Source organism: Meiothermus sp. QL-1, assembly GCF_003351145.1.
Classification (GTDB): Bacteria; Deinococcota; Deinococci; order Deinococcales; family Thermaceae; genus Meiothermus.
Window position 1 is genome coordinate 216,489 of the sequence record NZ_QQSV01000003.1, and the last position, 26,082, is coordinate 242,570.

Here is a 26,082-nt window from a genome sequence, read left to right on the forward strand (position 1 = left end):
GATGGACGCCACGGTGCTGATCCCGGCCTACAACGAGGCGGACCGAATCGGAGCGGTGGTCCAGGTGGCGCGGGCGGCGGGCTTGCCGGTGCTGGTGGTGGACGACGGCTCCACCGACCAGACCGCCCAGGCGGCTGAGCGAGCCGGAGCCCGTGTGCTGCGCCTGGCGGAGAACCAGGGCAAGAGCGCGGCCCTGGCCCATGGTCTGGCCCATGTGGAGACGCCCTATTTGCTGCTGCTCGACGCCGATTTGGTGGGGCTTAGACCGGAGCACCTTTGGCTAATGTTAGAGCCGGTGCGCAGGGGGGAGCTCGAGATGGCCATCGGGGTTTTCAGGGCTGGGGGGTTGATGACCGACTTTGGCAACCGGGCCACCCCTTTTCTCTCGGGCCAGCGGGCCTGCCGGACCGAGTGGCTCAGGAGCGTGCCCAACCTGACCAAGCAGCGCTGGCCCGAGCCAGCCATCACCGACCATCTGGCCCGCACCCAGGTTCGCTGGGCCTATGTGCCGCTCGAGGGGGCCAGCCAGGTGATGAAAGAGCAGAAGCGGGGATTTTGGAGAGGGCTTGTTTTGCGGCTTGGGATGTACCTCGAGCTCCTCCGCTACCGCCTGGGGGGTAAGAGCCGGGCTTGAGGCCCCCTGACAATTTCCCCTTAGCTTGGGGCGGAGGTGCTTATGCGGATTGAAGTGGCGGTGATGATGCAGGTGAACGTCCCCGACGACACCGACCTGGACGACCTGAGCCTGGAGATTGACGAAAGCGGCCTCCGCTTCTTAAGCAACGGGAAGACCGTGGCCAACGCCGGCGATATTGAGGACTACTACATTGACGAGGTAGAGGTCGAGGATGAGGAGGAGGACGAGGAAGAATAGCTTGGTCCGGTATCGCCTTCCCATGGCCGGAGTAGAATGGGCCCATGGACGTCCTGAGCCGCGCTGCAGCGGGTGAACGCCTATCCGCCTCCGAACTGCTAGAGCTTTACCACCTTCCCCTGCCCGAAGTGGCTGCGGTGGCCCACGAGCTCAGGCTCAGGCGCACCCCCCCCCGGGTGGTCACCTACCTGATCGATCGGAATATCAACTACACCAACATCTGCACCGTAGCCTGCAATTTCTGCGCCTTCTACCGTACCCGGCGCCAGCACGATGCCTACGTGCTCTCCTTCGAGGAGATTGGCCGCAAGGTGGAGGAGCTGATGCAAATCGGGGGGCGCCGGATTCTGATGCAGGGGGGGGTGAACCCCGACCTGCCCTTCGAGTGGTATCTGGAGCTGCTGCGTTACCTCAAGGCCCACTACCCCGAGGTGCGCATCGACGCCTTCAGCCCCGAGGAAATCCTGGGCCTGGAGCGGCTTACCGGGCGCGATTGCGAGGCTCTTCTGACCGAGCTCAAAGCAGCGGGGTTGGACGGTTTGCCGGGGGCTGGCGGCGAGATTCTGGTGGACGAGGTGCGGGCCAAGGCCGCCCCGGCCCGCATCAGGAGCCGGGATTGGTTCCGCATCCTGGACACCGCCCAGCGGCTTGGCCTGTACACCATCGCCACCATGGTGATTGGCTTCGGTGAGACCCATGAGCAGCGGGTGGAGCACCTTTTGCAGATAAGGGCCCAGCAGGACAAAGCCCTGCGCGAGTACGGCCAGGGCTTTGCCGCCTTTGCCATGTGGACCCTGCAAACCGAGCACACCCGCCTAAGGGGCAAGGCCCCCGGGGCCACCGCCCACGAGTATCTGCGCCAGCTTGCCATTGCTCGCATAGCTCTGGACAACATCCCCAACCTTCAGGCGAGCTGGCCTACCCTGGGCTTCAAGGTGGCCCAGGTGGCGCTTTACTACGGGGCCAACGATTTTGGCTCCACCATGCTGGAAGAAAACGTGGTGAGCGTGGCAGCCGGACACAACCGCACCCACGCCACGGTGCGGCAGATGGTGCGCCATATCGTGGATGCAGGCTTTATCCCCGCCGAACGCGACCCTTACTACAACATCAAGCAGTACCCCGATGTGGAGGCTATTCTGAACGAGAAGCCTGCCGTGCCCTTGCCTTTGGCCTAGCTCACGTACCTTCTTCCCCGAAGGATGCCAGGGGCCCCGTGAAAATCAAAGGGGCTCCGAAGGCTTTTCTCGAAAAGCACCATCAGTTTCTGAATACCGCGTCCTCACGTCTGAAGCTCCAGTAAGCCGCGTATACCGTGAGGAAGGTGTAGCCCAGGGTGGTGAGCCAGGTGGTCAAGAGCGCTGGCAAACCGATGCTGTCCTTTACCAGACCCTCGAGGGCCATCACCACGCCCAGCCCGGGCAAAGCATAGTGCCAGATTTGCGGCTGAAAGTACTCGCCAAAAGCAAATACCAGCATGGGCGCCATGACGAGCAAGTCCAGCGGTGATAGGTACGCGCTGGCCTCGCGGTAGCTGCGCGCAAAAATACCAACAGATAAGACCAGTCCCACCGCAAAAACCGCGAACAGTACCCCCGTAAGAAATAGGCCCCCAAGGGTAGGGAGCGACAAAGCGAGTGAGCCCGTGGGCAAGGTAGGTGCGGCAAAAGGATTATCTTGCGCCAGTAAACCTCTGCTGGACGCCCAACTTCCGATGGCCGTACCCACAAATACCGAAATGGCCGAGAAGAACGCCGCCCCCAGCACTGCCAACCCCTTGCCCAGCAGAAGCTTCCAAGGCTCTATGGGCGCGGATAACAAAGCTTCTATGGTGCCCATTTGCTTCTCGCCTACGGTGGCATCCAGCGCCACATGTTGCCCCGCCCCCAGTACAGCCAGCAGTATGAAGACGGGCAAGACCAGCGCCAGCAAACCCAAGGCCTGCTCTTGCTGGCTGGCGGCTTTTTGGGTTACCAGCCGGAAGGGCTCGAGGCTGGCCTGGCTGAGCCCCTTGGCGGCAAGCTGCTGCTCGACCTGCCGTTGTCGAACCTGCTGCAATACCTCTTTCAGGCGGAGGTTCGCCACGGATTCTTGTGTGCTGACAGGGCTGGTCCGATCGTAGACGATAAAGGTTCCCTTTGCGAACTCCAAACCCACATCGGCCCTGCGCTGTCGCACGGCCTCGCGGGGGTCCGGCACCGGAATCGTTCGCAAGCCCTTCTGCTCGAGCTCGCGCAGCAACTCCGGCGGAACCTCTTTCACAGCTACCAGATGCACCCTGGCCGCGGACTGCTGTTGCAAACGCGCCAGAACCCAGTACGGGGCGTACATGAGCAGGGGCATAATCAACAGGGGCAGCAAGAGCAACCCTAGGATGCGCTCCTCGCGCAGGTAGCAGACCAGTTCTTTCCAGGCGATTTTTAGGACATGCTTCATAGCTTTAGGGCCTCAGCAGGCAGCGTCAAAGTTCTACCAGAACAAACGCCCTCTTGATGTGCTGGTTGACCAAGCCCGTGCTGCGGAAGCAACCCACCTAGCCCTAGTTGCGGAAGACCACATCCTCACGCTGGAAATTGCGGTAGGCCAGGTACAGGGCCAGTGCGGCAAAAACCAGGGTGGAAACCCAGGTGAGGCCAAGCTGGGCGGCGGTGGCCGAACCCTTGACAATCGCGTCCAGGGCCAGCACGACGTTGACGAAAGGCAGGGTAAAGTACCAGTCTTGCAGCTTGAGGAAATCGGAGAACTGAAGAAACAAGATGGGAATAATCATTACCAGCATCAGGGGGCTCATGTAGCTTTGGGCTTCCTTAAAACTGCGGGCATACAGGCCCAGCGAGATCATGATGGCGATAATCAGCAGGGCAAACAAAACCGCGGTGACCATCATGGACAGATAGCCCAGCGGGTCGAGGGCCAGGCCACCGCCTAGCTGGGCCAGCCTCTCTCCGTTCTGCACCGCCTGAAAACGGTCGCGCAGCACACCCCCACCCAGCAAAAGCCCGGCAATGGCCGCAAGGGTGGAGAGGAGCGACATCACGAACACCGCCAGCCCTTTGCCCAAAAGAATCTGGCCAAGGGGCACGGGGGCCGCCAGGAGGGCCTCGAGGGTGCCCTTTTCCTTCTCGCCTGCCGTGGCATCCACCGCCACCGGCATGCCGCCCATCTGGATGAACAGAACCAGGAAATAGGGAATGAGAAACGCAAAAAGCCCCGCGGCCTGCTCCTGCGCCCGGGAGGCGTCTTTGGTCTCGAGCCGGAAGGGCTCGAGCAGCTCCGTCCCGATTCCCCTCGCCCGCAGGCGATCGGCCACGAGTCGGTCTTTGTAGGCCCTAAGGGCACCCTGGACTTTCTCCACCACCAAGGCACTCTGGGTCGCCCCGCCAGAAAGCCGGCCGTAGAGGGTATAGGTGCCGTTCTGGAAGACCAGCGCTGCCTCGACCTCGCGGTTCTGTACCGCCTCCTGGGGGTTGGCAACCTCCACGGGCTCCACCTTGGCCTTCCGGAGTTCTTCCAGCACTTCCGCCGGAACCCCCACTACCCCCACTTTCTGCACGCTCTGCTGGGTTTGTTGGGCTACATTGCCAAACAGCAGAACAGGGCCAAACACCAAAAGGGGCATGACCAGAATGGGCAGAACCAGGGTGGTGAAGAGCACCCGGCGCTCGCGCACCACGCTTAGAAGTTCCTTGCGGGCAATGGCCAGGGCCTCGTTCATGCTGCCTCCGGGGCCAGTCCAGTCTCCTTGAGCCGATTTATGAAGGCCCGCTCCAGGTTTCCTCCGCCCAGCTCGAGGGCCTCCGAAAGGCGCCCCTCGTAGACCAGCCGCCCTCGGTTGATGAACCCCACCCGGTGGCAGACCTCTTCGGCCTCGCTCATCACGTGGGTGGAGTAAAGCAGGGTTTTCCCCAGCTCGGCGTACTGCTTGACAAAATCCAGCAAAGCCCTGCGGGCAAACACGTCCAGACCTGCGGTTGCTTCATCCAGCAGCAACACCTGCGGCTGGTGCAGAATGGCCCGGGCGATTACCAGCTTTTGCTGCATGCCGGTGGACATATGCCGCACCTGCTTTTTGAGCACCGCCTCGTCGAGCTGCAGGAGTTCGGCGGCCCAGCCGATTCGCTCTCTTAGCCTGGGGCCCCACAGGTCGTAGAAGCCGCCAAAGAACTCCAGTACCTCATAGCCGGTGAGTTTGTCGTAGACCCTCATGCCGCCGTTCACGATGCCCAGGTTGCGCCGCACTTCCAGCGATTGCCGCTTCACGTCGAAACCTGCCACCCGGGCACTTCCGCCTGTGGGCCGCAAGAGCGTCGCCAGCATCCGCAAGGTGGTGGTTTTGCCCGCGCCGTTGGGCCCCAGCAGGCCATAGACCTCGCCGGGCTGCACCGTGAAGGAAACTCCGCAGACGGCTTGGAATTTCCTGTAGCTTTTCTGCAGCTCTATGGCTTCTATCATCCGCCTAAGACTACCCCTGAAGCCGCCCAGGGTTGGTGCGAATTGCCCTGTCCGTTGCGCTTGGCCCAGGCTTCGGCGGTGTGAAGGACCCACAGACCCAAAGGAACCAACACCACCCCTATCAGGAGCAGAACCGGCGGCACCGGGGCGGGTTTGGTTGGGTTTTGGGGTGGCCTGGTTGGTCGGGTTTTTAGGGCTTATGGTTTGCGTGAGTGCACGCTCCTTCGAACGAATCGGCAACCCGAAGGCCCAAAAGCGCGATTCATGCTATGAATGCGGGTCGGCGTCTCAGGGAACCAGGTCATGCGCGGCTCACCTGGCAAAGCCAAGGGTGCGCGCAAGGTGAGTTGGCAGGGGCCGGTAGCGCAAGGAACCTTCAGACGATGTTTTTCTCCCCCAGCTTTTGGGCCCGGGCAAAACGCTCGTAGCGAAGTGGGTTGATGTCCAGGCTGTGCGCCTCTCCATCGGCAATTTCCTCGGCCATCAGCCGGCCCACCATGGCGGCCTGCTGCACCCCGTGGCCGGAGAAGCCGCAGGCGTTGAACCAGCCCTCCACCCCGGGCATCCGGCCCAGAATGGGGTTGTGGTCGGGGGTGACCTCGTAGTAGCCCCACCAACTGGCTTTTGGGTCGAGCTGGAGCTGCTCGAGCCAGGGGAAGCGGGCCAGGCCGGCTTCCAGGGTGGGCTCGAGCCAGCCCCAGTCCATGCCCTCCCGGAAGCCCACATCGGCGGGGTTGCTGCGGCCAAATATCAGCCGGTTGTGCTCGGAGCGGAACCAGAAGCCGCTTGAAAGGTCGATGGTCAGGGGGTAGGGGGGCAGGTCCTCCAGGGGAGCGGTGCAGAAGACCATGCGCCGCGCCGGCTCGACCGGGATTAAAAGCCCAGCCCTGCGCCCCACCTCCCCGGCCCAGGCCCCCGCAGCGTTCAGCAAGAACCGGGTCCAAAGCTCCCCCTGCTCCGTCTTCACCCGCCACCCATCCCCCTCCCGCCAGGCTGCGCGCAGCTCGGTCTGGGTGTGCAGTTCCGCGCCGAGCGCCCGGGCGCGGCGCAGGTACGCCAGGCAGATGCCATGGGGGTCGACGATGCCGTCGGCAGGGCCGAAGGTGGCCCCGGCGATGGGTTCCAGCCCCGGGGCCTGGGGTAGGAATTCAAGCCTCCGGCGGACCTCCTCCAGCCCCAGCACCCTCACCGGGACCCCCAGGCTTTTCTGCCGCTCCACTGCCTCCAGATGGGCATCCCATCGGCCTTCCGGCACCAAGAACAGGTACCCGATGGGCCGGTAGCTGGCCTCGGGCATGGCCTGGTATTCCCGGATGGAGTACCAGGACAGCAGCACGTTGACCTCCTCGCTGAACTGCACCCGCACCCCGGCGGCGCTTCTGCCGGTGGAGCCCATGGCGGGGGCCGGGGCCCGCTCGAGGATGCCTACCCTGAGCCCCCGCTCGGCCAGGCGGTAGGCGCAGGCGGCCCCTATGATGCCCGCCCCCACCACCAGCGCCTCGTAGACGGGCCTCATGGTCGCAGCTCCAGCCTCCAGGTGCGCCCCCAGTCGCTTGGGCGGCTGCTCAAGGGGATGTACCGACCGTCCCGCCACAGAGGGAGAAGGTCGTCGTAGTGGGGGCTGAAGGGGTCGGCGGACTGCCCCATGGGGTAGATGGCCTGGCTGTTGTCCAGGTCCGAAAGGTCGAAAAGGGTTCTAAGCGAGGCCCCCGAGGTGTGCAGGAAGGTGTTCTGGTCGTAGTTGGCCACGTTTACGGTGTGAATCGCCCCGGGGGTGGGAAGGGTGCGCTGGTAGAGGGGGCCGATGAGGGGGGCCGAGGCCAGGGGGGAGGTAATCTGGGCCCGGTGCAGCCGGCCCCAGGCCCACTGGGTGGGGTCGGGGCCCAGCCTCTGCTCGAGTTCCGCCCCGGCCCGTTCCAGGGCCTGGGCCTTGAACTCGGCGCAGCTTCGGATGCCTGCCTTGGGGTTCTGGCACCAGCGCCCCTCCTCACGCAGGGTTTTGACGAATAGGTAGGGAACGGGAGGATAGCGCAGGCCCAGCTCGTCCTCGAGCATGCGGGCTATCTCGCGGTAGTAGAAGGCGAAGGCCGTGGCCCCCACCGAGTCCAGCTCGGCCCGCAGGTCCCAGCCTCGCACCGCTTCCTGCAGGCGCCTGGCCGCCTCGCTCTGGGGCTCTAGGGCCAGCAGCCCGGGCACCAGCTCGCGCGCAATCAGGGAGTAGGTGTCGAGCTGCCAGCGCGCCATATCGGCCAGGCTGGCCCTGGGCTGGGCCAGGATGAGCTCGCGGATGCGCTGGGCGCGGAAGACCTCGGTGGTGTAGGTGGAGATGTCAGGCCCCCCATGGGGCAGCACCCGGTTGTTGGCGCTGGCGACAAAGCCCTCCTTAGGGTTTACCACCTGCGGCAGGCGCTCGAAGGGCAGGTAGCCCTGCCAGTAGTGGCGGAAGCCGCTGGCCGGGAAGCGGCCGTCCCAGTCGCGCAGGGGTACGCGCCCCGGGGCGAAGTAGCCGATTTTCCCTTCCACATCGGCATAAACAAAGCTCTGCATGGGGGCCACGTAGGCCCTGAGGGCCTCGCGAAAGGCCTGGGCGTTTTGGGCGAGGTTCATGCCCAGGTAGGCCTCAAAGGTGGTGTCGTCGGGGTCCAGGCCGGTCCAGCGCAGCGCCGCGGCCTGGTTTTCCCCCAGGGGGCGTCCTGGGGTAAGGCCCGAGCGCAGGAAGGCCCCCAGGTCGGAGATAAGGGGGCCGTACTCGCTTTCCCGCACGGTGAAGACCACGTCCGGCGCGCCCCGGACCCGAATGACCTCCTGGCGCTTTCGCAGGGGCACCAGCCCCAGCCGGGTGCGGTAGGCCTCGCCCTCGAGCTCCAGCACAAAGAGGTCCATTACGTCGGGGCGCACGTTGGTGGCCCCCCAGGCCACCCGGTGGTTGTGCCCCAGGATGACCCCGGGCAGCCCGGGGATGCTGGCCCCGATGGCCCGGTAACCAGGCCCCTGCAGGTCCACAAGATACCAAAGCGAGGGGTTCTGCAGCCGCAGGTGGGGGTCGTTGGCCAGCAGGGGTCGGCCGGTGGTGGTGCGGGCCCCGCTCAGGACCCAGTTGTTGGAGCCCTGCTCGGGGTGGCGCGGGGCCAGGATGAGCCGCTCCGATAGCGCCACCACCTGCTGCATCGCCTCCAGCAAGCCGGGCGAGATTGCCGGCGGGGGGGATGCCGCGCGGCTGGGCAGGTCCTGGGCCTGGAGCACGGTGGGCCCCTCGGCAGGGTAGCTGCGCAGCTCTTCGAAACCGGATGGACCCAGCCGCTCCAGAAGGTACAGGTTGTCCACCTCGTCCTGCCAGCACTGGCCCAGGTCGTAGGCCTGGAGCTTGCCCCAGGCCAGGCTGTCGGCGGGGGTCCAGGGCTCAGGGGTAAAGCCCAGGAGGCGGAAGGGCAGGGGTAGGTCGCCCTCCCGGATGAACTGGTTGACCCCGGCCGCGTAGGCCTCCAGCACCCGGCGGGCGAAGTCGCTTTGGTAGGGCAGCGAGGCCACGGCTGCGCGGTGGAGGCCCAGAGTGCGGAAGAAGCGGTCCTGCTCTACGGTTGCTGCCCCCAGCACCTCGGACAGCCGGCCCTGGGCGGCCCGACGGCCCAGCTCCATCTGGAAAAGCCGGTCGCGGGCGTGCAGGTAGCCTTGGGCGAAGAACACGTCCAGGTCGGTCTGGGCCCGGATGTGCGGCACCCCCCACTGGTCGAAGGTGACCTCTACCGGTGCGGCCAGGCCCGGTACGCTCCGCACCTGCACCGGTGCGCAGGCGGCGAGCAAGAGGAGCAACCACCCCAGTCTGCGCATGCTCTGGAGGCGATTCTTTCAAATTTCGGCCGGCCTGGCTAGCCCCCTATGACCCCCGCCGCCCGGAGCGCTTCCACCTCCTTCGCTTCCAGGCCCAGCACCTCTTTGAGCACCGCCTCGGTGTGCTGGCCCAGGAGGGGCGGGGGGGCCTGGGGCTCGGCAGGTGTGCGGGAGAGGTGGGCCAGAGGAGAGCCCAGCAGGGGAAGCCGGCCCAATGTGGGGTGCTCGAGGTGCCACACCATGCCCCGGGCCTGGGCCTGGGGGTCGGCCAGGGCCTCGGCCAGGTTGTGGACCGGGGTGGCCGGGACGCCGGCTTTTCGCAGGCGCTCGAGCCATGCCTGCCTGGGCCGGGTGCGGAAGAGGGCCTCCAGCTCGGGTAGCAGCGCCGCGCGGTGCTGGACGCGGCCGGCGTTGGTCTGGAAGCGCGGGTCCTCCCAAAGCTCGGGCCGCTCCAGCGCCATGCAGGCCCGCCGGTACTGCTCGTCGTTGCCGATGGTCAGCATGAACCACCCGTCCGCCGCCTGGAAGGCCCCGTAGGGCACGATTTGGGGGTGGGCGTTGCCCAGCCGGGGGGGCAGCGCACCGGTGACCAGGTAGCTCTGGGCCAGGTTGACCATGGCCGCCAGCCCCACATCGAAGAGGGCCAGGTCGATGTGCTGCCCCAGGCCGCTTCGCGCCCGCTCCCAAAGGGCCGCCAGCACAGCCACGGCCCCCTGCATCCCGGTCATCAGGTCGATCCAGGCCACCGGCACGCGCATGGGGGGCCCCTCGGGTTCACCGGTAACCGACATGATGCCACAAAGCCCCTGGATGGCCACGTCGTAGCCGGGCTCGGCCGCGCGGGGGCCGGTGTGGCCATAGCCGGTGATGGAGAGATAGATGAGCCCGGGGTTGAGCCGGGCCAGGCTGGGGTAGTCGAGCCCGTAGCGGGCCAGGTCGCCGGTCTTGAAGTTCTCCACCAGCACGTCGGCCCGCTGGGCCAGCGCCCGCACAATCTGCTGGCCCCTGGGGTCTTTGAGGTTTATCGCCAGGCTCTGCTTGCCCCGGTTGCAGGACAAAAAGTAGGCGCTCTCGCCCCGGCCCTCCGGGCCCGCGGGTACGAAAGGGGGGCCCCAGCCGCGGGTCTCATCGCCCCACAGGGGCTCCACCTTCCAGACCCTGGCCCCCAGGTCAGCCAGCATCTGGGTGCAGTAGGGCCCGGCCAGCACCCGGGAGAGGTCAAGGACCTTGACGCCATCCAGCGCGCCCATCGCCCCAATCCTAAGGGGTAGAATCGTGCGGTATGAAGGTACTCGTCACCGGAGGAGCGGGCTACATCGGCAGCACCGTGGCCAATGCCCTCCTCGACCATGGCCACACCCCCATCCTGCTCGACTCCCTCGTGACCGGGCATAAAGCCTTCACCCAGGGCAAGGTCTTCTACCAGGGGGATATCGCCGACGGAGCGCTGCTGGCGCGCATCTTTGCGGAGCACCCTGATATTCACAGCACCATCCACTGCGCAGCACGGGTGGTGGTGCCGGAGTCGGTGGAGGAGCCCTACCTCTACTATCGCGAGAACGTCTGCAAGAGCCTCGAGCTCTTCAAAAACCTGGAGGCCCTTGGTTGCCGCCGGGTCATCTTCAGCTCCTCGGCCTCGGTCTACGCCCCAGCACCGGGCTTTTTGGTCACGGAGGACTCCCCCCTGGGCCCCAGCTCCCCCTACGCCCGCACCAAGTACATGATGGAGCTGGTGCTGGAGGACCTCTGCCGGGCCACCAGCCTTCGCGCGATTGCCCTGCGCTACTTCAACCCCATCGGGGCCGACCCCAAGCTGCGCAGTGGGGTTCACGTGCGCGAGCCCAGCCATGTTCTGGGACGGTTGGTGGATGTGGCGCTGGGCAAGCGGGAGGCCTTTGTAATCACCGGGGTGGACTGGCCCACCCGCGACGGCTCGGGTATTCGCGACTACATCCACGTCTGGGACCTGGCCCTGGCCCACGTGCGGGCGGTGGAGCGCTTCGACGAGGTGCTGGCCCGGCTGGGCCGGCCCTACGGGGTCATCAACCTGGGCACCGGCCGGGGGGTGACGGTCAAGGAGCTCCTGGCGGCTTTTGAGCGGGTCTACGGCCGGCCCATCCCCAAGCGGGAGGCCCCCCCCCGCCCCGGCGATGTGGCCGGGGCCTATGCCAGCGCCGAGCGGGCCTGGGAATTGTTGGGCTGGAGGGCTGAACGCTCAATCGAGGAGGGCATCGCCAGCGCGCTCGCCTGGGGGGAGAAGCGCAGGGCGGTGCTGGGCTACGCCTGACGCAGGGCCTGGAAGGCGGCCTCGTACTCGCCCGGGTCCAGGTTGCGCCCGATGACCACCAGCTCAGAAGGGGCCTCGGCGGGGCGTTTGGACATCTCCAGGCTGAATATCTCTCGCACCGACTGGAAGAGAACCTGCTGCGCAAAGCCCCTGACGCTCAGGTAACCCTTGGCCCGGTAGACCGCGTTGGGCCGGGCGATCAGGTACTGGTCGATGAAGGCATTGACCTTGGGCCGCTCCAGAAGCCCCTCGGCCCGGAGGGTGAAGGTCTGCAGGCCCGGGGTGTGGTGGTGGGGGTGGGCCTTGGGCTGCCAGTCGAGGGCAAAGGCCCTGAGGCCGAGCAGCCTTTCGGGGGGCACCTGGCCGCGGACGGCGGGGTAGAGGGGGGCCAGGGGGTTGGTCTGGCGGAGCAGGGCCTCGGCCTCGGTTAGGGCCTCGGGGGGGGCGAGGTCGGTCTTGTTGAGCACCACCACGCTCGCGTAGGCGAGCTGTACTGCGCCTTCGGGGTTGTCTTGCAGGGTGCGCGCCAGGTTGCGGGCGTCGGCCACCCCGATGATGCCGTCCAGTTCGAAGTGAGGGCGGGCGAAGGGGTCGAGCACGGCCTGGGCCACCGGCACCGGGTCGGCCAGCCCGGAGAGCTCGATCAGGATGTGCTCGGGTCTGCGCCCCAGGAGCTTGAAGAGGGCCGAGACCAGGTCTTCCCGCCCCACGCAGCAGAGGCAGCCGTTGGTGAGCTCGGCGATGCCGTCGGTGTCCACGTTTTCGATGAGGGAGGCGTCGATGCCGGTTTCCCCGAACTCGTTGACGACGACCCCGAAGCGCCGCCCGCCCTTTTGGATTAGGTGGTTGACCAAGGTGGTCTTGCCTGCCCCCAGGAAGCCACCCACGATGCTTACCGGGATGCGCCCTTGCATAGCGCCTCAGCCTAACATGCCTGGGGGTTTTATTCCTCCGGGTCTTTGAGGAGGCCCCAGCTGGTGACCGCAGGGTAGGAGCCCAGCACCTTCACGAACGAGGCCCGGCGCAGCAGGGTGAGCAGGGCCTGGGAGGGGCCGGGGTCCTCGGCGTGGCCCTCGAAGTCGGCGTAGAAGATGGGGGAGAAAGGCCGGTCGGGGTTGCGGCGGGGGCGGGACTCGAGCTTGGTCAGGTTGATGCCCTGGTCGGCAAAGGCCTTGAGCGCGGCCAGCAGCTCGCCCGGGCGGTGGCGGGTGGTGAAGACCACCGAGGTCTTGTAGGGGCCCTCCCGGCGGGGCCACTCCTCCCGCGAGAGCACGAAGAAGCGGGTGTAGTTGCCGATGAAGTCCTGGATGCTTTTAGCCAGGACCACCAGCCCGTAGCGCTCAGCAGCGCGGCGGCTGGCGATGGCGGCCAGCCCCGGCTCGGGGTTTTCGGCCAGGGCCCGGGCCGCCCCGGCGGTGTCGTAGACCGGGATGGCCTCGAGCTTGTAGCGGGCGATGAACCCGTCGCACTGGGCCAGGCCCTGGGGGTGGCTGATGACCTTGCGGACGTCCTCCAGCCGGGTGCCGGGCGGGGCCAGCAGGCAGTGGTCCACCTTGAGCACCAGCTCCCCCACCACGTGCAGGTCGGTCTCCAGCAGCAGGTCGTAGGTCTGGTTGATGATGCCGGCGGTGGTGTTTTCCACCGGGACCACCCCCAGGTCCACCTCGCCCTCGGTGACGGCGGCGAAGACCTGGTGGAAGGTGGGCAGCCCGATGGTCTCGGCCTCGGGGAAAGCCCTGAGCGAGGCCTCCTCGCTGTAGGCCCCCTCGGTGCCCTGGAAGGCGATGCGCAGGACCTTGGTCACACCTGTCAGTATAGGGCTTGACCGGGGGCCGCCGGGCCTGGGCATAATCAGGCGTGCTGCGGATTGAGCCGGTGGACCGGGCCGAGGAGTGGAACGCGCTGGTGGCCTCCTTGCCCATCACCAGCGCCCTGCAGTCTTGGGGCTGGGGCGAGGTCAAGCGGCTTTCCGGTTGGGAACCCTTGCGGCTGGCCCTCCACGACGGCAGCGGGCTTCTGGCGGCGGTCCAGCTTTTTCGCCGCCGTTTGGCGGGCCCTTTGGGCCTGCTCTATGCCCCCCGGGGTCCGGCCCTGCGCAGCCTCGAGGCGCTGCCACAGGTGGCGGAGGCCCTGCGCAGGCGGGTTGGGGGGGCAGTCTACCTGAAGCTGGAGCCCGAGACCGGGCAGCCGGCCGGCGAGCCCCCCCCTGTTTTCTCTGGACTGCGCCCGGCTGAGAGCATCCAGCCGGAGTACTCCATCTGGCTCGACCTTTCTCTGGGGCGGGAGGGAATTCTAGCCCAGATGGAGAGCATGCACCGCCGCAACACCCGCCTGGCCGAGAAGCGGGTGGTGTGCAGCATCGAGGGGGAGGAGGCCTTTGAGGAGTTCTGGCGGCTTTTCGAGGAGACCAACCGTCGGGCCAGGCTGCTGCAGCACGCCAAGGCCTACTACCAGGCGGTGCTGCGCGAGATGAACCAGCCCTTAGGCCGGGCCTTCATCTCCGTCGCCCGGTTGGAGGGGCGGGCCCTGGCCGCAGGGCTTTTCGTGGCCTTTGCGGGTAGGGTGGACTACCTCTACGGCGGCAGCTCGCGCGAGAACACCCATGCCAAGGCCCCGAATGGGATGCACTGGCGGGCCATACTGTGGGGCCTGGAGCACGGCTACAGGGTCTACGACCTGTGGGGGGTGCCGAGGGTGCGGGAGGGCAGCCACGCCGCCGGGATTGACGCCTTCAAGGAGGGTTTCGGGGGTCAGCGGGTACGGTTCCCTGCCTACGACCTGCCCCTTTCGCCCCTGTACGGGCCCCTTACCCGGGCCTTGCGGCTGCGCAAGAGCTGGGTCAACTACCGCACCCGGGGCACCTTCCGCGACGTGCTCTAGCCGCCTTAGCCCGGGGTTCACGCTTCTTAGCGCGCCTGCTTCTACCCTCTAGCCGTGGTTCGTGCTGCGGTTGCGGCCCTGGCGGCCATCGTTCTCCTCTCGCTTTACCTGACCCACCGTCCCCTGCCCACCCCCCAGGCGCCCAGCCAGGGGGTCCGGTTGGAAAACGTGGCCCTCACCCTCTACCCCGAGCAGGACCCCAAGGCCCGCTGGGAGTTCGAGGCGGAGCGGGTCGAGCAGGACCCCGCAACCCGGGAGGCCCGGGTGAGCGGGCTGCGCTCCGGCCAGCGCTTCGTGGAGGGGAAGCTCGACCTGCGGCTTTACGCCCCCGAGGTGACCATTGACCGCGCAGACAACCTCCGCCTACCCTATGCCCGGGTGGAGATTCTCAAGGGCTGCTACACCGTGCACCTGGGCCAGATGGGGGAGCCGCCGGTGATCATCGACCAGCGCGAGGGCTTCCGCGCCCCAAGCGTCTACATCACCGCCCCCAGCCTCGAGGTGCGCGGCAAGGACTTCAAGAGCGACTTTGGCATCGAGAACCCTAGCTGGCGCGATCCCATCGAAAAGTTCTTCTCTGGCAGGGAGCAGCCCTGTCCGATTCAAGGAGGTAGCTCATGAGACGCATTGGCTTCATCCTCTTTCTCTTTTTGCTGGCCCTGGCCGTGCTGGCCCAGAGCAGGGAGCGCATCATCACCATCGAGGCCCCGGGGGGGCAGCGCTCGGGCAACCTGCGCATGGGGCCCTGGGTGTACGAGGCGGGCCGGCCGGGGGGGGTTATCGGCCGGGTCAAGGACCTGGAGATCAGCGCTACCCGGGCCACCCTCGAGGCCCCCCAGGGCAAGACCATGCAGGAGGCCGAGGGGGAGCGGGTGGCCTCGTTTGAAGGGGGGGTTACCGTCAGGCGCGACCGCATGACCGCCACCGGGCCCCGCCTGGTCTACCGCGAGAGCAACGGCCGGGGGGTGCTGGAGGGGGGAGCCCGGATGCGCCAGGAACCCCGCGACAAGGAAAGCGACCCGGTGGAGGTGACCGCACCCCGGATGACCTTCGAGGTGGACACCAACATCTCCACCAGCGAAGGAGGGGTGGCCCTCAAGAACGGGCGCCAGGAGGGCCGCTCGCAGCAGGTCTACTACGAGGAGGACCGGGGCTTGGCGGTCTTCACCGATGAGAAAGAGGTGGTGCTGATACGCCGACGGGAGGGCAAGGGCGACCTGGTGATTCGGGCCAGAGAGGTGCGCAGTCTGACCGAGGAGAAGCGCCTTTTGGCCACGGGCGGGGTGACCTTGGTGGACGGCGATATCACCACCACCGGGGCCAGCCTGCTCTACAACGACAACACCGGGGAGGCCACGGTGCTGGCCGGGCGGGTGGGCAACCAGAATGTGCCGGCCCGCAGTGTGAACGCCAAAGAGAGGGCGGCCCTCTCGGGCAACGCCCTTTTGCACAACGTGAACCGCTCACAGGTGCGGGTGCTGGCCCAGGCCCCCAGGCTGCCGCTGGGGGATTTCCGCAAGCTGGGCGAGTAGGGGTGCGAAGTGTTGCCGCCCCGGGCTGGCCCCGGGGCGCTAAACTTGGGTTAGGGCTATGCGCAATCGACTCCGCCGCTACTTTATAGCCGGGCTGCTCTCCACCCTGCCGATTGCGGTCACTTTGTATGTGCTGGTCTGGGTGTACAACTGGTCGAACGGCCTTATCGAGGCGGTGCTCAAAGCCGTGGACGCCGAGCCGGCCCGCTGGTTAATGCCGTTTTTGCCGATTCTGGCGATCGTGGCCACCCTGGGGCTGGTGGTGCTGGCCGGCCTGCTGGCCAACAACTACGTGGGCCGGATGCTCTTTGCCGCGCTGGACCGCAGCATCAAGACCATCCCGCTGGTGCGGGAGGTTTACAACGCGGTGCAGCAGATTGCCCACACCCTGCTGGGCCAGCCCGAGGTGCAGTTCCAGCGGGCGGCCCTGATCGAGTACCCCCGCAAGGGCCTCTACACCCTCTGCTTCATCGCCAGCCCCCAGGTGGGCCGGCGGCTTTCCCCCTTGCCGGAGGGCTATACCGTGGTGCTGGTGCCCACCAGCCCGGTTCCGGCCTCGGGCATGGCCATCATCGTGCCCAGCGCTGATGTGATCCCGCTGGATATCAGCGTGGAGGACGCCCTGAAGTACGTGGTCTCGGCGGGGTTCATCCTGCCGGAAAGCCGGGCTGCTCAGCTTCTGACCGATGCCGGTCCGCAGCGGTCCTAGGGCTCACTCCGGATCCTTGCGAGGGGTAGCCGTTTTTTTGCGGCCCTTGCGGGCTTTCTTGAGCACCAGCTCCAGCACCCCCCCCTTGAGGGAGGCCTGGGCGCTGTTGGGCACGATGGGTTCGGGTAGGGTCAGGGTGCGGCGAAAGAGGCCGGTGGGGCGCTCCTGACGTATGTAGGTGCCCCCCAGCGGGTGGCGCACCCCGGCTAAGGTGAGGGTCTGGCCCTGTTCTTTCAGCTCCAGATCCTCGCTTTTGACCCCAGGCACGTCCACCAGGATGCGGTAGTGGTCCCCCTCGTCGAGGATGTCCACCGCCGGCACCCACTCCCCCAGGGCTTCTAGCGAGGAAAAGCGCCGGGAGAACTCCTCGAGCTGCTGGCGGATGAGCCTGAGCTGCTCCAGGGCGTCGTAGCGTTCTATGGTCATATGGCCGAGAATATCATGGTTGCGCTAAGGAGATATGACCTGGATTCCCGTGCTCGCTGGGCCTACCGCCACCGGAAAGACCACGCTGGCCCTCCGGCTAGGGGAGGTGTGGCCCCTCGAGGTCATCTCGGCCGACGCCAGCATGGTCTATGTGGGCATGGACATCGGGACCGCCAAACCAAGCCCGGAGGAGCGGGCCCGGGTGCCGCACCACCTGGTCGATGTGGTGCGCCCTGACCAGCCCTTTAGCGTGGCTGACTATGTGGCGCGGGCCGAGGCGGCCATCCAGGGGGTACTGGAACGGGGGCGCATCCCGCTGGTGGTGGGGGGGACCGGCTACTACATAAGGACCCTCGCCGAGGGGCTTCACGCGTTGCCCCCGCCCGACCCGGCGCTCCAGGCCGAGCTCTGGGGCTTGCTGGAGCTGAGGGGGCTCGAGCCCCTGCAGGCCGAGCTGGCGGCCCACAGCCCGGAGGACGCCCTTCGGGTGGGGAAGAACCCCCGCCGGCTGGTGCGGGCCCTGGAGGTGCTCCGCCGCACCGGCCTACCGCCCTCGCGGCTGCCCAGGCGGCCCCCTCGCTTTCGCTACCGCAAACTCATCCTGTGGCCGGCGTGGGACTGGCTCGAGCCCCGGCTGGCTTTTCGGGTGGAGGGCATGCTGGAGAGGGGTCTGGTGGAGGAGGTGCGGGGGCTGCTGCGGGCCTATCCCTCCATGCCCACCGCCCTTCAGGCCATCGGCTACAAGGAGATCGCTGCCTACCTGCGGGGCGACTGCACCCTGGAGGAGGCCCGGGCGGCCATGCTCCGGGCCACCCGGGCCTACGCCAAGCGGCAGTACACCTGGTTTCGCAAGGAACCGGGGCCGGTGGTCTTCCTGCCCCGGGCGGGGGAGGAGGCCTTGGCCGAGGTGGAGGCCTGGCTGCGGGAGGGCGAGGGGCATCCTTTATCATAGGGGCCGTATGCTGGCCCAGGAAATCGTGGAAAACGTTCGCACCGGCCGCATTACCCCCCTCGAGGTGCTCAGGGCCTACCAGGCACGCCTCGAGGAGATAGAACCCCGCCTCCGGGCCTTCATCCGCCTCAACCCCAAAGCCGAGGCCGAGGCCCGGAGGGTGGAGGAGCGCCTGGTTGCCGGTGAGGACCTCCCTTTGGCGGGGGTGCCGGTGGCCATCAAGGATAACATCTGCACCCGGGGCCTGGAGACCACCTGCGCATCCCGCATGCTGGCGCGCTTTGTGCCCCCCTACGAGGCCACGGTGGTCGAGCGGCTGCGCCAGGCCGGGGCGGTGGTGCTGGGCAAGACCAACATGGACGAGTTCGCCATGGGCTCCTCCACGGAGTACTCGGCCTATGGCCCCACCAAGAACCCCTGGGACCCCGAGCGCGTGCCGGGAGGGACCTCTGGGGGCTCGGCGGCGGCGGTGGCCGCCGATCTGGCCCCGGTGGCCCTGGGCACCGACACCGGCGGCAGCGTGCGCCAGCCTGCGGCCTTCTGCGGGGTCTACGGCTTCAAGCCCACCTACGGCCGTATCTCCCGCTACGGGGTGGTGGCCACGGCCAGCAGCCTGGACCAGGTGGGCACCCTGGCCCGCACGGTGGCCGACCTGGCCTTGCTGACCGATGCGGTGAGCGGCCACGACCCCAAGGACAGCACCAGCCTGGAGGTTCTGCCCCGCTTCCAGGCGGCCCTGGAGGCCCCGGTGCGGGGGCTTCGAATCGGGCTGGTTAAGGAGGCCCTGGCCCTCGGCAACTCGCCTGGGGTTCTGGCAGCCCTGGCCCGATTTCAGGAGGTGATGGAGGCCCAGGGGGTGCGCTTCGTGGAGGTGAGCATCCCCTCGCTGCGCTATGCCCTGGCCGCCTACTACATCGTCAACACCGCCGAAATCAGCTCCAACCTGGCCCGCTACGACGGCAGCCTCTACGGCCTGCGGGTGCCGGGGGAGGAGAGCCTGGACACCATGATGCGAACCCGTGAGCAGGGCTTTGGCCCGGAGGCCAGGCGACGCATTTTGTTGGGCACCTTCGTGCTTTCCTCAGGCTACTACCAGGCCTACTACGGCAAGGCCCTGCGCGCCAGGGCCCGGCTGAAGGCCGACATGGACGCGGCCTTTGGGCAGGTCGAGCTCCTCCTTACCCCCACCAGCCCCACCCCAGCCTTCCGCTTTGGCGAGAAGACCGCCGATCCTTTGGCCATGTACCTGGCCGACGTGGACACCGTGGCGGTCAACCTGGTGGGCCTGCCGGCCATGAGCCTGCCTGCGGGGTTCGAGGGGCATCTGCCGGTGGGGCTCCAGCTCATCGGTCGGGCCCTGCAGGACGAGCAGCTTTTCGCCGTGGCCCGGGTTTTTGAGGAGGCCACCGGGCGGGCGTTCGCCCAGGGGGCCCCCCTGGGGTCCGTTAATTAAGGCGCCGATCTACCCGGCCTCTGTCAGCGGTCCGTAAGCTGCAGTATACTCGCCGCGAGGCCCAATTCTTTCATGAGCCCTACCCACTACCGCCTTGCCAGCCGCATAGCCCACCATCTGCGCGCCAAGGGTTATCCCCTGGCCGAGTCCTGCCTGGCCGAGTGGCTGCTGGCGGCCGTGGCCCTGCCCCGGGGGGGGTGGGCGCGGGATATTTTGCAAAACCTTTTGGATGGGCGCTTCGAGCGGTTGGCGGAGGGGGTGGGGCTTTGGGAGTGGCGCTACGGCTTTCCCCCTGTAGGGGAGGCGGTGGTGGTGCTGGACCTGGAGACCACCGGGCTTTCGCCCACAGAGGGCGAGGTCATCGAGCTGGCCCTGATCCGGCTGGAGAACGGGCAGCAGACGTGCCTAGAGCGGCTGGTCAACCCCGGGCGCCCCATACCCCCCTTCATCCGCCGGCTCACCGGGATTGGCGAGGCCGATGTGCGCGATGCGCCGGATGTCTACACGGTTTTGCAGGAGGCCTGGCCGATGCTGGAGGGGGCTACCCTCATCATCCAAAACGCCCCCTTCGACCTCGGTTTTCTGGGCCCCCGCCTGGCGCGGCTGGGCTATCGGCTGGATAACCCGGTGGTGGACACGGTACACTGGGCGCGCAAAGCACTACCCGCCCTGGGCAAGCGGGGGCTGGATGCCCTGGCCTGGGTCTTCGACCTGGGTCCTGCCCCTGGGCGCCACCGCGCTATGGGGGATGCGGAGCTGACCCTGCGGGTGGCCCGCGAGATGTATTACATGCTCACCGCCGGCACCCCCAGCGGCCTAAGCCGGCTTCAGGAAAAGCTATGACTGCACGCTACGTTCTCACCAGCGCCTGCCTTCACAGCGGAACCATGAGCCTCATCCAGCCGCTGCGGGTCTACTTGCGCGGGAAAGACCGGGTGGTGCTGCGCGATGAGGAAGGGGAGACCTACCAGGTAGAGGTGAACTGGCAGCTAGGCCGGCTGGAGGGTCTGGGCCCTTACTACGCCAAGCGGCGGTTGGGGGTGAACGACCGAATTGTGCTCCACCTGGAGGGCGAGACGATTGGCCTGGAAGCCCTGGCGCCCTCGGCCCGGCCCATCCGCGTGCGCCCGCCAGAGGGGCCCAAACCCCAGGCCGAGCCCCCCGCCGAGAAGCGGGTTCGGGTGACGCCTTACCCTAAGGAGGTGATCTTTCCCCACCAGCCCCTGCCGCTGGAGGTGCCGGCCTTTTCTGCCGACCTGGAGGCTCTGGGCCTGGTGCGTGAATCGTCCGGGGCCCCCTGGGTCTTCCGGGCCTCTTTGGGCCGCCGCACCTTTTACCTGGCCCTGGCCAAGCTGGGTGAGCTGCCGGCGCGGGAGCTGCTGGCCTACCGCCAGCAGGGGCGAGCGGAGTACGCGGGGCTGGTGGCGGGAGAGTCGGCCCGGCAGGAGGCCCTGGCAGAGATTGCCGCGCTGCGCCCCTCGGGGCTGGCCCAGGCCGGTCTGGTCTACCTTTCGCCGGAGGCCCTGCAGCGCCTGGTGCGGCTCAGAAGACGGTTTCCCGTCGGCCCTTTGGACCTGGAGCGTCTGCTGCGGGAAGGGCGGGTAGACCTGGAGGCAGTGCAGCGGCTCGAGGACGAGGTTTTCGGGGTACTGCACGAGCGGGGCCACTTCTCGGCGGTGCTTACCCTGCTGGCCGACCAGCCCCCCCAGCAGGTCTTCCTGCTGGCCGACCTGATGCCCATGGCACGGGAGATGGGCCTTGAGGCCGATCAGCTCCAGAGCATCCTGGAAAACCTCTGCAGTCCCCCTTTCCTCCTCCTCAAGCGCCTCTCACCCGGGGAGTTCTTGATGCGCCAGTCGGTGGAGCAGGCCCTCTCCGACTGGGCCGAGTACGCTCGGGTGATGCTCGGCCGTCTGCAGGGGGTCTCGCTCAGGCCCTAGGGGGGAAAGATTTTTTTGAGCTCGGCCTCGAGCGCCTCGGCTGCCCGGCGGCTTATGGTCAGCCGAAGCCGCAGCACCAGTTTGCGGCTGTATTCTTCCAGCGCGCCAAGGCTCGCTTTGCTCTGTATCTCGGCGGCATACGCCTGCGCCTTGGGGCCTAAGGCAGCCTCCAGGGCCCGCATAAGGCGCTCCTGGGCGCTTTGCAGGGGCGAGGGGGAGGATGGGCCCTGGACCACCACTTCCAGCAGCCCCTGCTGGCAAAGGCGAAGCAGAATTTCCTGCACCACGTCCAGGGCCAGACCGGTGCGCTCGGCCAGGAGCACGTCGCTGATCTCCTCACGGCAGAGGGTATAGATGAGCCGCTCCTCCCGGCTCAGCAGAATCTTAAGCGGTTTGGGGCTTTGCCGGTAAACCCGCATCAGCTCTCGAGGGCGTCCAGCACCGCTGCGACCAGACGCAGTACCAGCAGCACGAAGACCGCGCCGAAAAGCAGGATCAGGCCCAGCAAGAGCAGGGGTGTGTCGGCTGGACGCCCCCAGGTGAGCAGGCCTACCGCCAGGTAGCCCAGGGCGAAAAACCCGATGAGCAGGTTGAGCTGCCCCAGGCGCTCGCCGATGACACCCCCGGGTGCGCGGGCTTTGAGCTGGAGGCCCAGGTAGACGTTGTAGAACATGAGGAGAAGGCCCGCCAGCAGGGTGATTGTGAGCATGCGGCCACCTCCTGCACTGACGTTGAGCTGATTATACCGCCTACTTGTCGTAGGGTTTGCCCACCGCCGCTGGTGGCCGGCTGCGCCCGATGAAGCCGGCCAACACCAGCATGGTCAGGATGAAGGGTATGGCCTGCACCAGCGTGGCCGGCAGGATATCCCCCCCCTGGAGCTGGATGGCCAGGGCCTGGGCAAAGCCGAAGAGCAGGGTGGCCCCGAGCACCCCCAAAGGGTGCCACTTGCCGAAGATGAGGGCGGCCAGGGCGATGAAGCCGGCCCCAGCGCTCATGGCGCGGATGAACTGGTTGAGGAAGCCGATGGAAAGGTAGGCCCCGGCGATTCCGGCCAGGACGCCCGAGAGGATGACCGCGGTGTAGCGCATCCGGATTACGTTCACCCCCATGGTCTCGGCGGCCTCGGGGTGTTCGCCCACGGCCCGAAGCCGCAGGCCCCAGGGGGTCTTGAAGAGCACCCACCAGACCAGCGGCACCAGCAGGAAGGCGAAGATGACTAGAACAGAGACGCTGCCCGGTCCCAGGCTCACGTTGGGCAGCCGGTTGACCACCTCCTGCGAGGTGGAGGTGTTGTTGTAAAGCACCTGTAGGACGATGGAGGGGGCCCCCAGGGCGGCGATGTTGATGGCCGTGCCGGTGACGATCTGGTCGGCGCGGTACCGGATAGCCGCCACGGCGTGGATCAGCCCCACCAGCCCCCCCATCAGGGCCCCGGCCAGCAGGCCCACCCAGGGGATCCAGAAGGCCACCTGGCCGCCGGTGGCCACCTCGAGGCGGTTGACCGTGATTGCCGCTGCAGCCGCGCCGAAGAGGATCATGCCCTCCAGGGCGATGTTCACCACCCCGCTGCGCTCGGAGAAGAGCCCGCCTAAAGCGGTGAGCAGAAGCGGGGTGGCCTGACGCAGGGTTGAGAAGAAGAGCGCGATAGCAATTTCCATACGCCTACCCCCTGGCCTGCTTGGCCTCGGTCTCCACCTGGGCGGCTCGTAGAGGGTCGGTGAAGTAGCGCGGCAGGAGGCCGCCCACGGCGATGAAAAGGATGATCAGGGCCTGAAGCACCTGGATGATCTGGTTGCTGATGCCAAGCTGGGCGTTAAGCGAGACCCCTCCGGCCAGCAGCACCCCGAAGAGGGTGGCCGAGAGGAAGATGCCCAGCGGGGTGTTCTGTCCCATCAGGGCCACCGCAATGCCGTCGAAGCCCACGCTGGCCGGAAGGGCGGTCTTGAGCCGGTAGGTGCCGTCCATCCCCGCCCCCAGCACATAGTGGGTGGCCGCCAGACCGGCCAGCCCGCCGGAGATGAGCATGGCCAGCACCATCTTGCGCTTCAGGTTGACCCCGGCGTACTCAGCAGCCCTGGGGGCGAGCCCGGTGGCCCGCAGCTCGTAGCCCCCGGTGGTGCGGAAGAGGTAGAAGTTGTAGAACAGGAGGGCCAGGACCGCTATCAGGAAGGAGCCGTTTAGGAGCTGGGAGGCAAGCGCCGAGCTGATTTCCACCGGGAAGCCCGGCAGCCACCCGCCCAGCACGAATCCCAGCCCCGCTGCCCCGCCCGAGAGAAGCAGACGCCGCCCCAGGTCCAGCCGCCGCAGCCCGTAGTAGGCCAGCACACCGGCCACCACCGCCAGCGGCAGGGCCCAGGAAAAGGTGTTCTGGGGGGCCAGGATGTGGATCATGAGGGGTATGCGGGCCCCTTCCTGCATCTCCTCGCTGCGCCCCTCGAAGCCCTCGGCCTTGAAGGGCAGCCGCACGGTGTAACCGAAGAAGCGGTACTCGTTGGCGGCCAGCATGAAGAGCAAAAGCGAGGCCGCGATGTAGTTCATCATGATGGTGTTGATGACCTCGTTGGCCCCGAAGCGGGCCTTGAGCCAGCCCACAATGCCGCCCCACAGCGCCCCGCCCAGGGCGGCGGCCAGGATGGCGGCGGGCAGCAGCAAAAAGCCGGGGAGGGGCAGGTAAACCCCGACCAGCATAGCGCAGAGGGCCCCGAGGGTGAGCTGGCCAGGGGCCCCGATGTTGAAGAGGCCGGCCCGGAAGCCAAAAGCCACCGCCAGACCGGTGAAGATCAAGGGGGTGGCGAAGGCCAGGCTGTTGAAGAGGCCGGGCAGGCTCAAAAGGGGGCTGAACAGGATCTGGAAGGTGTAGGTCACCAGGTCGAGTTTCCCGGCGATGAACTCGCGCAGCCCCCCGTCCCCCTCGGTGCCGAGGCCCGGCCGCAGGATGGCCACCACCACCCCCCCCACCACCACGGCCAGCAGAAGGGCGACCACCGGGACCACCACCCCCCTCAGGCGCACCAGGAAGGCCAGCCCCCCTGGGCGTTGCATGCGGGCCAGCAGCAGGAGGGCCAGGGCGTAGAAGAGCCCCGCGTAAAGGCCAAGCGAGAGGGCGAAGCGCCGCAGGGGGGGGCGGCGCGCCCCGGCGGCCAGGGCGGCCTCGTTGGCGGCCCCCACGCCCTGGTAGAAGAGCAGGGCCCCCGCCGCGAAGAGCGCCAGGCCCAGGGCCCCCAGGAGGTAGAGCCCTCGAGCCCGGGCCTCAGGGTCAGGCAGGAAATACACCCCTCCTGCTGCTGCAATCAGGAGCACCCAAAGGCCAAACAGGGGCCCCAGCCAGGGAAAGGAAAGGCCCTCGGGCAGGGCGAGGCCTTGGGGGTTGATGGGGCCCAGGGGGTTCAGCAGGTAGCCGGTTCCGTCGAACTCCCGCATGGGGACGGCCCAGGGGGAAAAAATCATAATCAGGAGCACCAGGCCGCTCCCCAATAAGAACAGCAGTCGGCTCATAGCTTCCTCGGATTCTTACATATCGGGCGCGGTGGCGCTACCGGTCAGAGGTTTTGCTGGAGCCATAAAAGCAGCAAGCCCCTGGCGCTCCAGGCCAGGGTGCGCAACCAGTTGCTCCGGACCAGCCAGGCGTGGGCCCTAGGGTCGAAGCCCCGGCCCAGGCGGGCGTGCAGGGGCACGGCGACCAGGGCCGTGTGCAGCCAGATGAGGCCCAGCAGCAAAACCAGCATCCAGCCGGCCCAGGCCGGTAGAGCGGGCGGCCAAAGGGCCAGAAGGGCTAGTCCAGAGGCGAGCTCAAAGAGCATCAGCGGTCCCACCACCCAGGTAATTCGCCGGGCGTGGGCAGCTTCGTAGGCGGGGAAGTGCTCCGGTCCTACCCGCTCGAAAAGAGGGTAGTGCACGACCTGTATGGTCCAGATGAGCCCCACCAGGGCCCAGGTGCAGGCCAGGTGGAAAAGCAGAAGGAGCTCGAGGCCGCTGTCCATACCGGCCTAGGGGGCCTTGAGGGTCTGGTCCAGGAAGCGCAGGGTGCGCCGGGCCACCTCGTCCCAGCCGGCTTCCTGGGACAGGGTGGCCGGGTTGTCGCCCCGCTGGGGGCCGTAGGCGCCGAACCCGGCGTGGTTGAGACCTGGGATCACCTCGAAGCGAGTGTTCTTGGGGAACTTGGCCCGGTGTTCCTCGATTTGCTCTGGGCTGATGCGCCCGTCTTTCTCTCCCAGAAGGGCCAGGGTGGGCAGGCTTTGGCTCGACAGGTCGTTTTGGGGGTAGGCGGCCCACATCACCAGGGCCTGGACCCCCGGGACGCTGGCGGCGAAGTTGGAGGCCACCACGCCCCCCAGGCTGTGCCCCCCAACGGCCCAGGGCAGGTCCGGTGCCTCCTGAATGGCCAGGCGGGCCTTGCCCTGTTCGGTGACGGCGAGGTTGAAGCGCACCCGCAAAAGGGCCACCCGGTAGCCGGCCTGGGCGATGCGGCGGAGGACCGGGGCATAGGCTTCCGGCTCCACCAGGCCCCCAGGGTAGAAGGCCAGCCCCCCTCTGGCCTTCCCTGGGACGAAGACCCAGCCGTAAGCGGTGGGGCGCACCTCTAGCGCGGGGGTGGACTCCAGGGCCTGCAGGGCCTCGGGGAAGGGGGGGTAGGGCTTGAGGACGCGCTGGGTGTACCAGACCATGGCGGAGGCGAAGAACAAAAGCCCCCCAAAGAAGACCAGCCAGAAGACGTGGTGCTTGCTCAACCTCATGGGGCCTATCCTA

At 67.1% G+C, this 26,082-nt stretch carries 27 protein-coding genes; 12 read left to right on the plus strand and 15 right to left on the minus strand.

Annotated features, from left to right (window positions below; translation table 11 throughout):
- Window position 1: 1 nt before the first annotated feature.
- From DV704_RS05795 to mqnC, 3 genes are read left to right on the plus strand one after another with little or no spacing between them, the layout of a single operon-like run.
- The gene (locus DV704_RS05795) at window positions 2–634 is read left to right on the plus strand and encodes a glycosyltransferase family 2 protein (protein WP_114798616.1); all 633 of its coding nucleotides are present in this window, start codon (window positions 2–4) and stop codon (window positions 632–634) included.
- A gap of 42 nt (window positions 635–676) precedes the next feature.
- Window positions 677–874 carry a hypothetical protein gene (locus tag DV704_RS05800; RefSeq protein WP_114798617.1) on the plus strand — a complete coding sequence of 66 codons (198 nt, stop codon included), beginning with the start codon at window positions 677–679 and terminating at the stop codon, window positions 872–874.
- A gap of 44 nt (window positions 875–918) precedes the next feature.
- Window positions 919–2,052, plus strand: coding sequence for a cyclic dehypoxanthinyl futalosine synthase (gene mqnC / locus DV704_RS05805; protein WP_114798618.1), 1,134 nt, complete (start codon window positions 919–921; stop codon window positions 2,050–2,052).
- An 82-nt stretch (window positions 2,053–2,134) separates the two neighbouring features.
- Here mqnC and DV704_RS05810 read toward each other — a convergent pair whose 3' ends face one another.
- The 6 genes from DV704_RS05810 to DV704_RS05835 all read right to left on the minus strand — a co-directional run bounded on the left by DV704_RS05810 (window position 2,135) and on the right by DV704_RS05835 (window position 10,404).
- Window positions 2,135–3,310 (minus strand): ABC transporter permease, encoded by a 1,176-nt coding sequence (locus DV704_RS05810; protein WP_114798619.1) that lies wholly within the window; start codon window positions 3,308–3,310, stop codon window positions 2,135–2,137.
- A gap of 103 nt (window positions 3,311–3,413) precedes the next feature.
- Window positions 3,414–4,589: an ABC transporter permease gene (locus DV704_RS05815; protein ID WP_114798620.1), complete on the minus strand. Its 1,176-nt coding sequence runs from the start codon at window positions 4,587–4,589 to the stop codon at window positions 3,414–3,416.
- Complete coding sequence (locus DV704_RS05820; RefSeq protein ID WP_114798621.1) at window positions 4,586–5,326, minus strand: ABC transporter ATP-binding protein; 741 nt, start codon at window positions 5,324–5,326, stop codon at window positions 4,586–4,588. The genes DV704_RS05815 and DV704_RS05820 overlap by 4 nt, the downstream gene beginning before the upstream one ends.
- A 376-nt stretch (window positions 5,327–5,702) precedes the next feature.
- Complete coding sequence (locus DV704_RS05825; RefSeq protein ID WP_114798622.1) at window positions 5,703–6,842, minus strand: FAD-binding oxidoreductase; 1,140 nt, start codon at window positions 6,840–6,842, stop codon at window positions 5,703–5,705.
- Window positions 6,839–9,154, minus strand: coding sequence for a penicillin acylase family protein (locus DV704_RS05830; protein ID WP_114798623.1), 2,316 nt, complete (start codon window positions 9,152–9,154; stop codon window positions 6,839–6,841). Before DV704_RS05830 ends, DV704_RS05825 begins: the two co-directional genes overlap by 4 nt.
- A gap of 38 nt (window positions 9,155–9,192) precedes the next feature.
- Window positions 9,193–10,404 carry a CaiB/BaiF CoA-transferase family protein gene (locus DV704_RS05835; protein WP_114798624.1) on the minus strand — a complete coding sequence of 404 codons (1,212 nt, stop codon included), beginning with the start codon at window positions 10,402–10,404 and terminating at the stop codon, window positions 9,193–9,195.
- Window positions 10,405–10,436: 32 nt separating this feature from the next.
- Here DV704_RS05835 and galE point away from each other — a divergent pair, with 32 nt between their 5' ends.
- Complete coding sequence (gene galE / locus DV704_RS05840; RefSeq protein ID WP_114798625.1) at window positions 10,437–11,441, plus strand: UDP-glucose 4-epimerase GalE; 1,005 nt, start codon at window positions 10,437–10,439, stop codon at window positions 11,439–11,441.
- On the opposite strand, the gene DV704_RS05845 is transcribed toward galE, so the two are convergent.
- Both DV704_RS05845 and pheA read right to left on the minus strand, forming a co-directional pair.
- Window positions 11,432–12,355 carry a GTP-binding protein gene (locus tag DV704_RS05845; protein WP_114798626.1) on the minus strand — a complete coding sequence of 308 codons (924 nt, stop codon included), beginning with the start codon at window positions 12,353–12,355 and terminating at the stop codon, window positions 11,432–11,434. The genes galE and DV704_RS05845 overlap by 10 nt on opposite strands.
- A gap of 29 nt (window positions 12,356–12,384) precedes the next feature.
- On the minus strand, window positions 12,385–13,233 hold the full coding sequence (pheA, locus tag DV704_RS05850; RefSeq protein WP_199489946.1) for a prephenate dehydratase: 849 nt from the start codon (window positions 13,231–13,233) through the stop codon (window positions 12,385–12,387).
- Window positions 13,234–13,298: 65 nt separating this feature from the next.
- On the opposite strand from pheA, the gene DV704_RS05855 reads away from it, so the two are divergent.
- The 4 genes from DV704_RS05855 to DV704_RS05870 are packed head-to-tail and all read left to right on the plus strand — an operon-like array spanning window position 13,299 to window position 16,562.
- Complete coding sequence (locus tag DV704_RS05855; RefSeq protein WP_114798628.1) at window positions 13,299–14,321, plus strand: peptidoglycan bridge formation glycyltransferase FemA/FemB family protein; 1,023 nt, start codon at window positions 13,299–13,301, stop codon at window positions 14,319–14,321.
- Between the two features lie 54 nt (window positions 14,322–14,375).
- Window positions 14,376–14,942, plus strand: coding sequence for a hypothetical protein (locus DV704_RS05860; protein WP_114798629.1), 567 nt, complete (start codon window positions 14,376–14,378; stop codon window positions 14,940–14,942).
- Window positions 14,939–15,853 carry an LptA/OstA family protein gene (locus DV704_RS05865; protein ID WP_114798630.1) on the plus strand — a complete coding sequence of 305 codons (915 nt, stop codon included), beginning with the start codon at window positions 14,939–14,941 and terminating at the stop codon, window positions 15,851–15,853. Before DV704_RS05860 ends, DV704_RS05865 begins: the two co-directional genes overlap by 4 nt.
- 58 nt (window positions 15,854–15,911) lie before the next feature.
- A complete protein-coding gene (locus DV704_RS05870; protein ID WP_114798631.1) occupies window positions 15,912–16,562 on the plus strand; it encodes a DUF502 domain-containing protein in 651 nt (216 codons plus the stop codon).
- Window positions 16,563–16,565: 3 nt separating this feature from the next.
- Here the strand turns inward: DV704_RS05870 and DV704_RS05875 are convergent, their stop codons facing one another.
- A complete protein-coding gene (locus DV704_RS05875; RefSeq protein ID WP_114798632.1) occupies window positions 16,566–16,988 on the minus strand; it encodes an Hsp20/alpha crystallin family protein in 423 nt (140 codons plus the stop codon).
- A gap of 34 nt (window positions 16,989–17,022) precedes the next feature.
- Here DV704_RS05875 and miaA point away from each other — a divergent pair, with 34 nt between their 5' ends.
- The 4 genes from miaA to DV704_RS05895 all read left to right on the plus strand — a co-directional run bounded on the left by miaA (window position 17,023) and on the right by DV704_RS05895 (window position 21,333).
- On the plus strand, window positions 17,023–17,940 hold the full coding sequence (gene miaA / locus DV704_RS05880; protein ID WP_114798633.1) for a tRNA (adenosine(37)-N6)-dimethylallyltransferase MiaA: 918 nt from the start codon (window positions 17,023–17,025) through the stop codon (window positions 17,938–17,940).
- A gap of 7 nt (window positions 17,941–17,947) precedes the next feature.
- Window positions 17,948–19,393 (plus strand): Asp-tRNA(Asn)/Glu-tRNA(Gln) amidotransferase subunit GatA, encoded by a 1,446-nt coding sequence (gene gatA, locus DV704_RS05885; RefSeq protein WP_114798634.1) that lies wholly within the window; start codon window positions 17,948–17,950, stop codon window positions 19,391–19,393.
- A 72-nt stretch (window positions 19,394–19,465) separates the two neighbouring features.
- Window positions 19,466–20,236 (plus strand): PolC-type DNA polymerase III, encoded by a 771-nt coding sequence (locus tag DV704_RS05890; RefSeq protein ID WP_114798635.1) that lies wholly within the window; start codon window positions 19,466–19,468, stop codon window positions 20,234–20,236.
- On the plus strand, window positions 20,233–21,333 hold the full coding sequence (locus tag DV704_RS05895) for a hypothetical protein (RefSeq protein WP_114798636.1): 1,101 nt from the start codon (window positions 20,233–20,235) through the stop codon (window positions 21,331–21,333). The genes DV704_RS05890 and DV704_RS05895 overlap by 4 nt, the downstream gene beginning before the upstream one ends.
- Here the strand turns inward: DV704_RS05895 and DV704_RS05900 are convergent.
- From DV704_RS05900 to DV704_RS05925, 6 genes are read right to left on the minus strand one after another with little or no spacing between them, the layout of a single operon-like run.
- Window positions 21,330–21,752 carry a hypothetical protein gene (locus tag DV704_RS05900; RefSeq protein ID WP_114798637.1) on the minus strand — a complete coding sequence of 141 codons (423 nt, stop codon included), beginning with the start codon at window positions 21,750–21,752 and terminating at the stop codon, window positions 21,330–21,332. The genes DV704_RS05895 and DV704_RS05900 overlap by 4 nt on opposite strands.
- The gene (locus tag DV704_RS05905) at window positions 21,752–22,042 is read right to left on the minus strand and encodes a hypothetical protein (protein WP_114798638.1); all 291 of its coding nucleotides are present in this window, start codon (window positions 22,040–22,042) and stop codon (window positions 21,752–21,754) included. Before DV704_RS05905 ends, DV704_RS05900 begins: the two co-directional genes overlap by 1 nt.
- A gap of 40 nt (window positions 22,043–22,082) precedes the next feature.
- Entirely contained in the window at window positions 22,083–22,994 is a 912-nt protein-coding gene (locus tag DV704_RS05910) for an ABC transporter permease (RefSeq protein WP_114798639.1), read from the minus strand.
- Window positions 22,995–22,998: 4 nt separating this feature from the next.
- Entirely contained in the window at window positions 22,999–24,831 is a 1,833-nt protein-coding gene (locus DV704_RS05915; RefSeq protein WP_114798640.1) for an ABC transporter permease, read from the minus strand.
- A 44-nt stretch (window positions 24,832–24,875) separates the two neighbouring features.
- The gene (locus DV704_RS05920) at window positions 24,876–25,316 is read right to left on the minus strand and encodes a hypothetical protein (protein ID WP_114798641.1); all 441 of its coding nucleotides are present in this window, start codon (window positions 25,314–25,316) and stop codon (window positions 24,876–24,878) included.
- 6 nt (window positions 25,317–25,322) lie between these two features.
- Window positions 25,323–26,069, minus strand: coding sequence for an alpha/beta hydrolase (locus tag DV704_RS05925; protein WP_233498262.1), 747 nt, complete (start codon window positions 26,067–26,069; stop codon window positions 25,323–25,325).
- Between the last annotated feature and the right edge of the window lie 13 nt (window positions 26,070–26,082).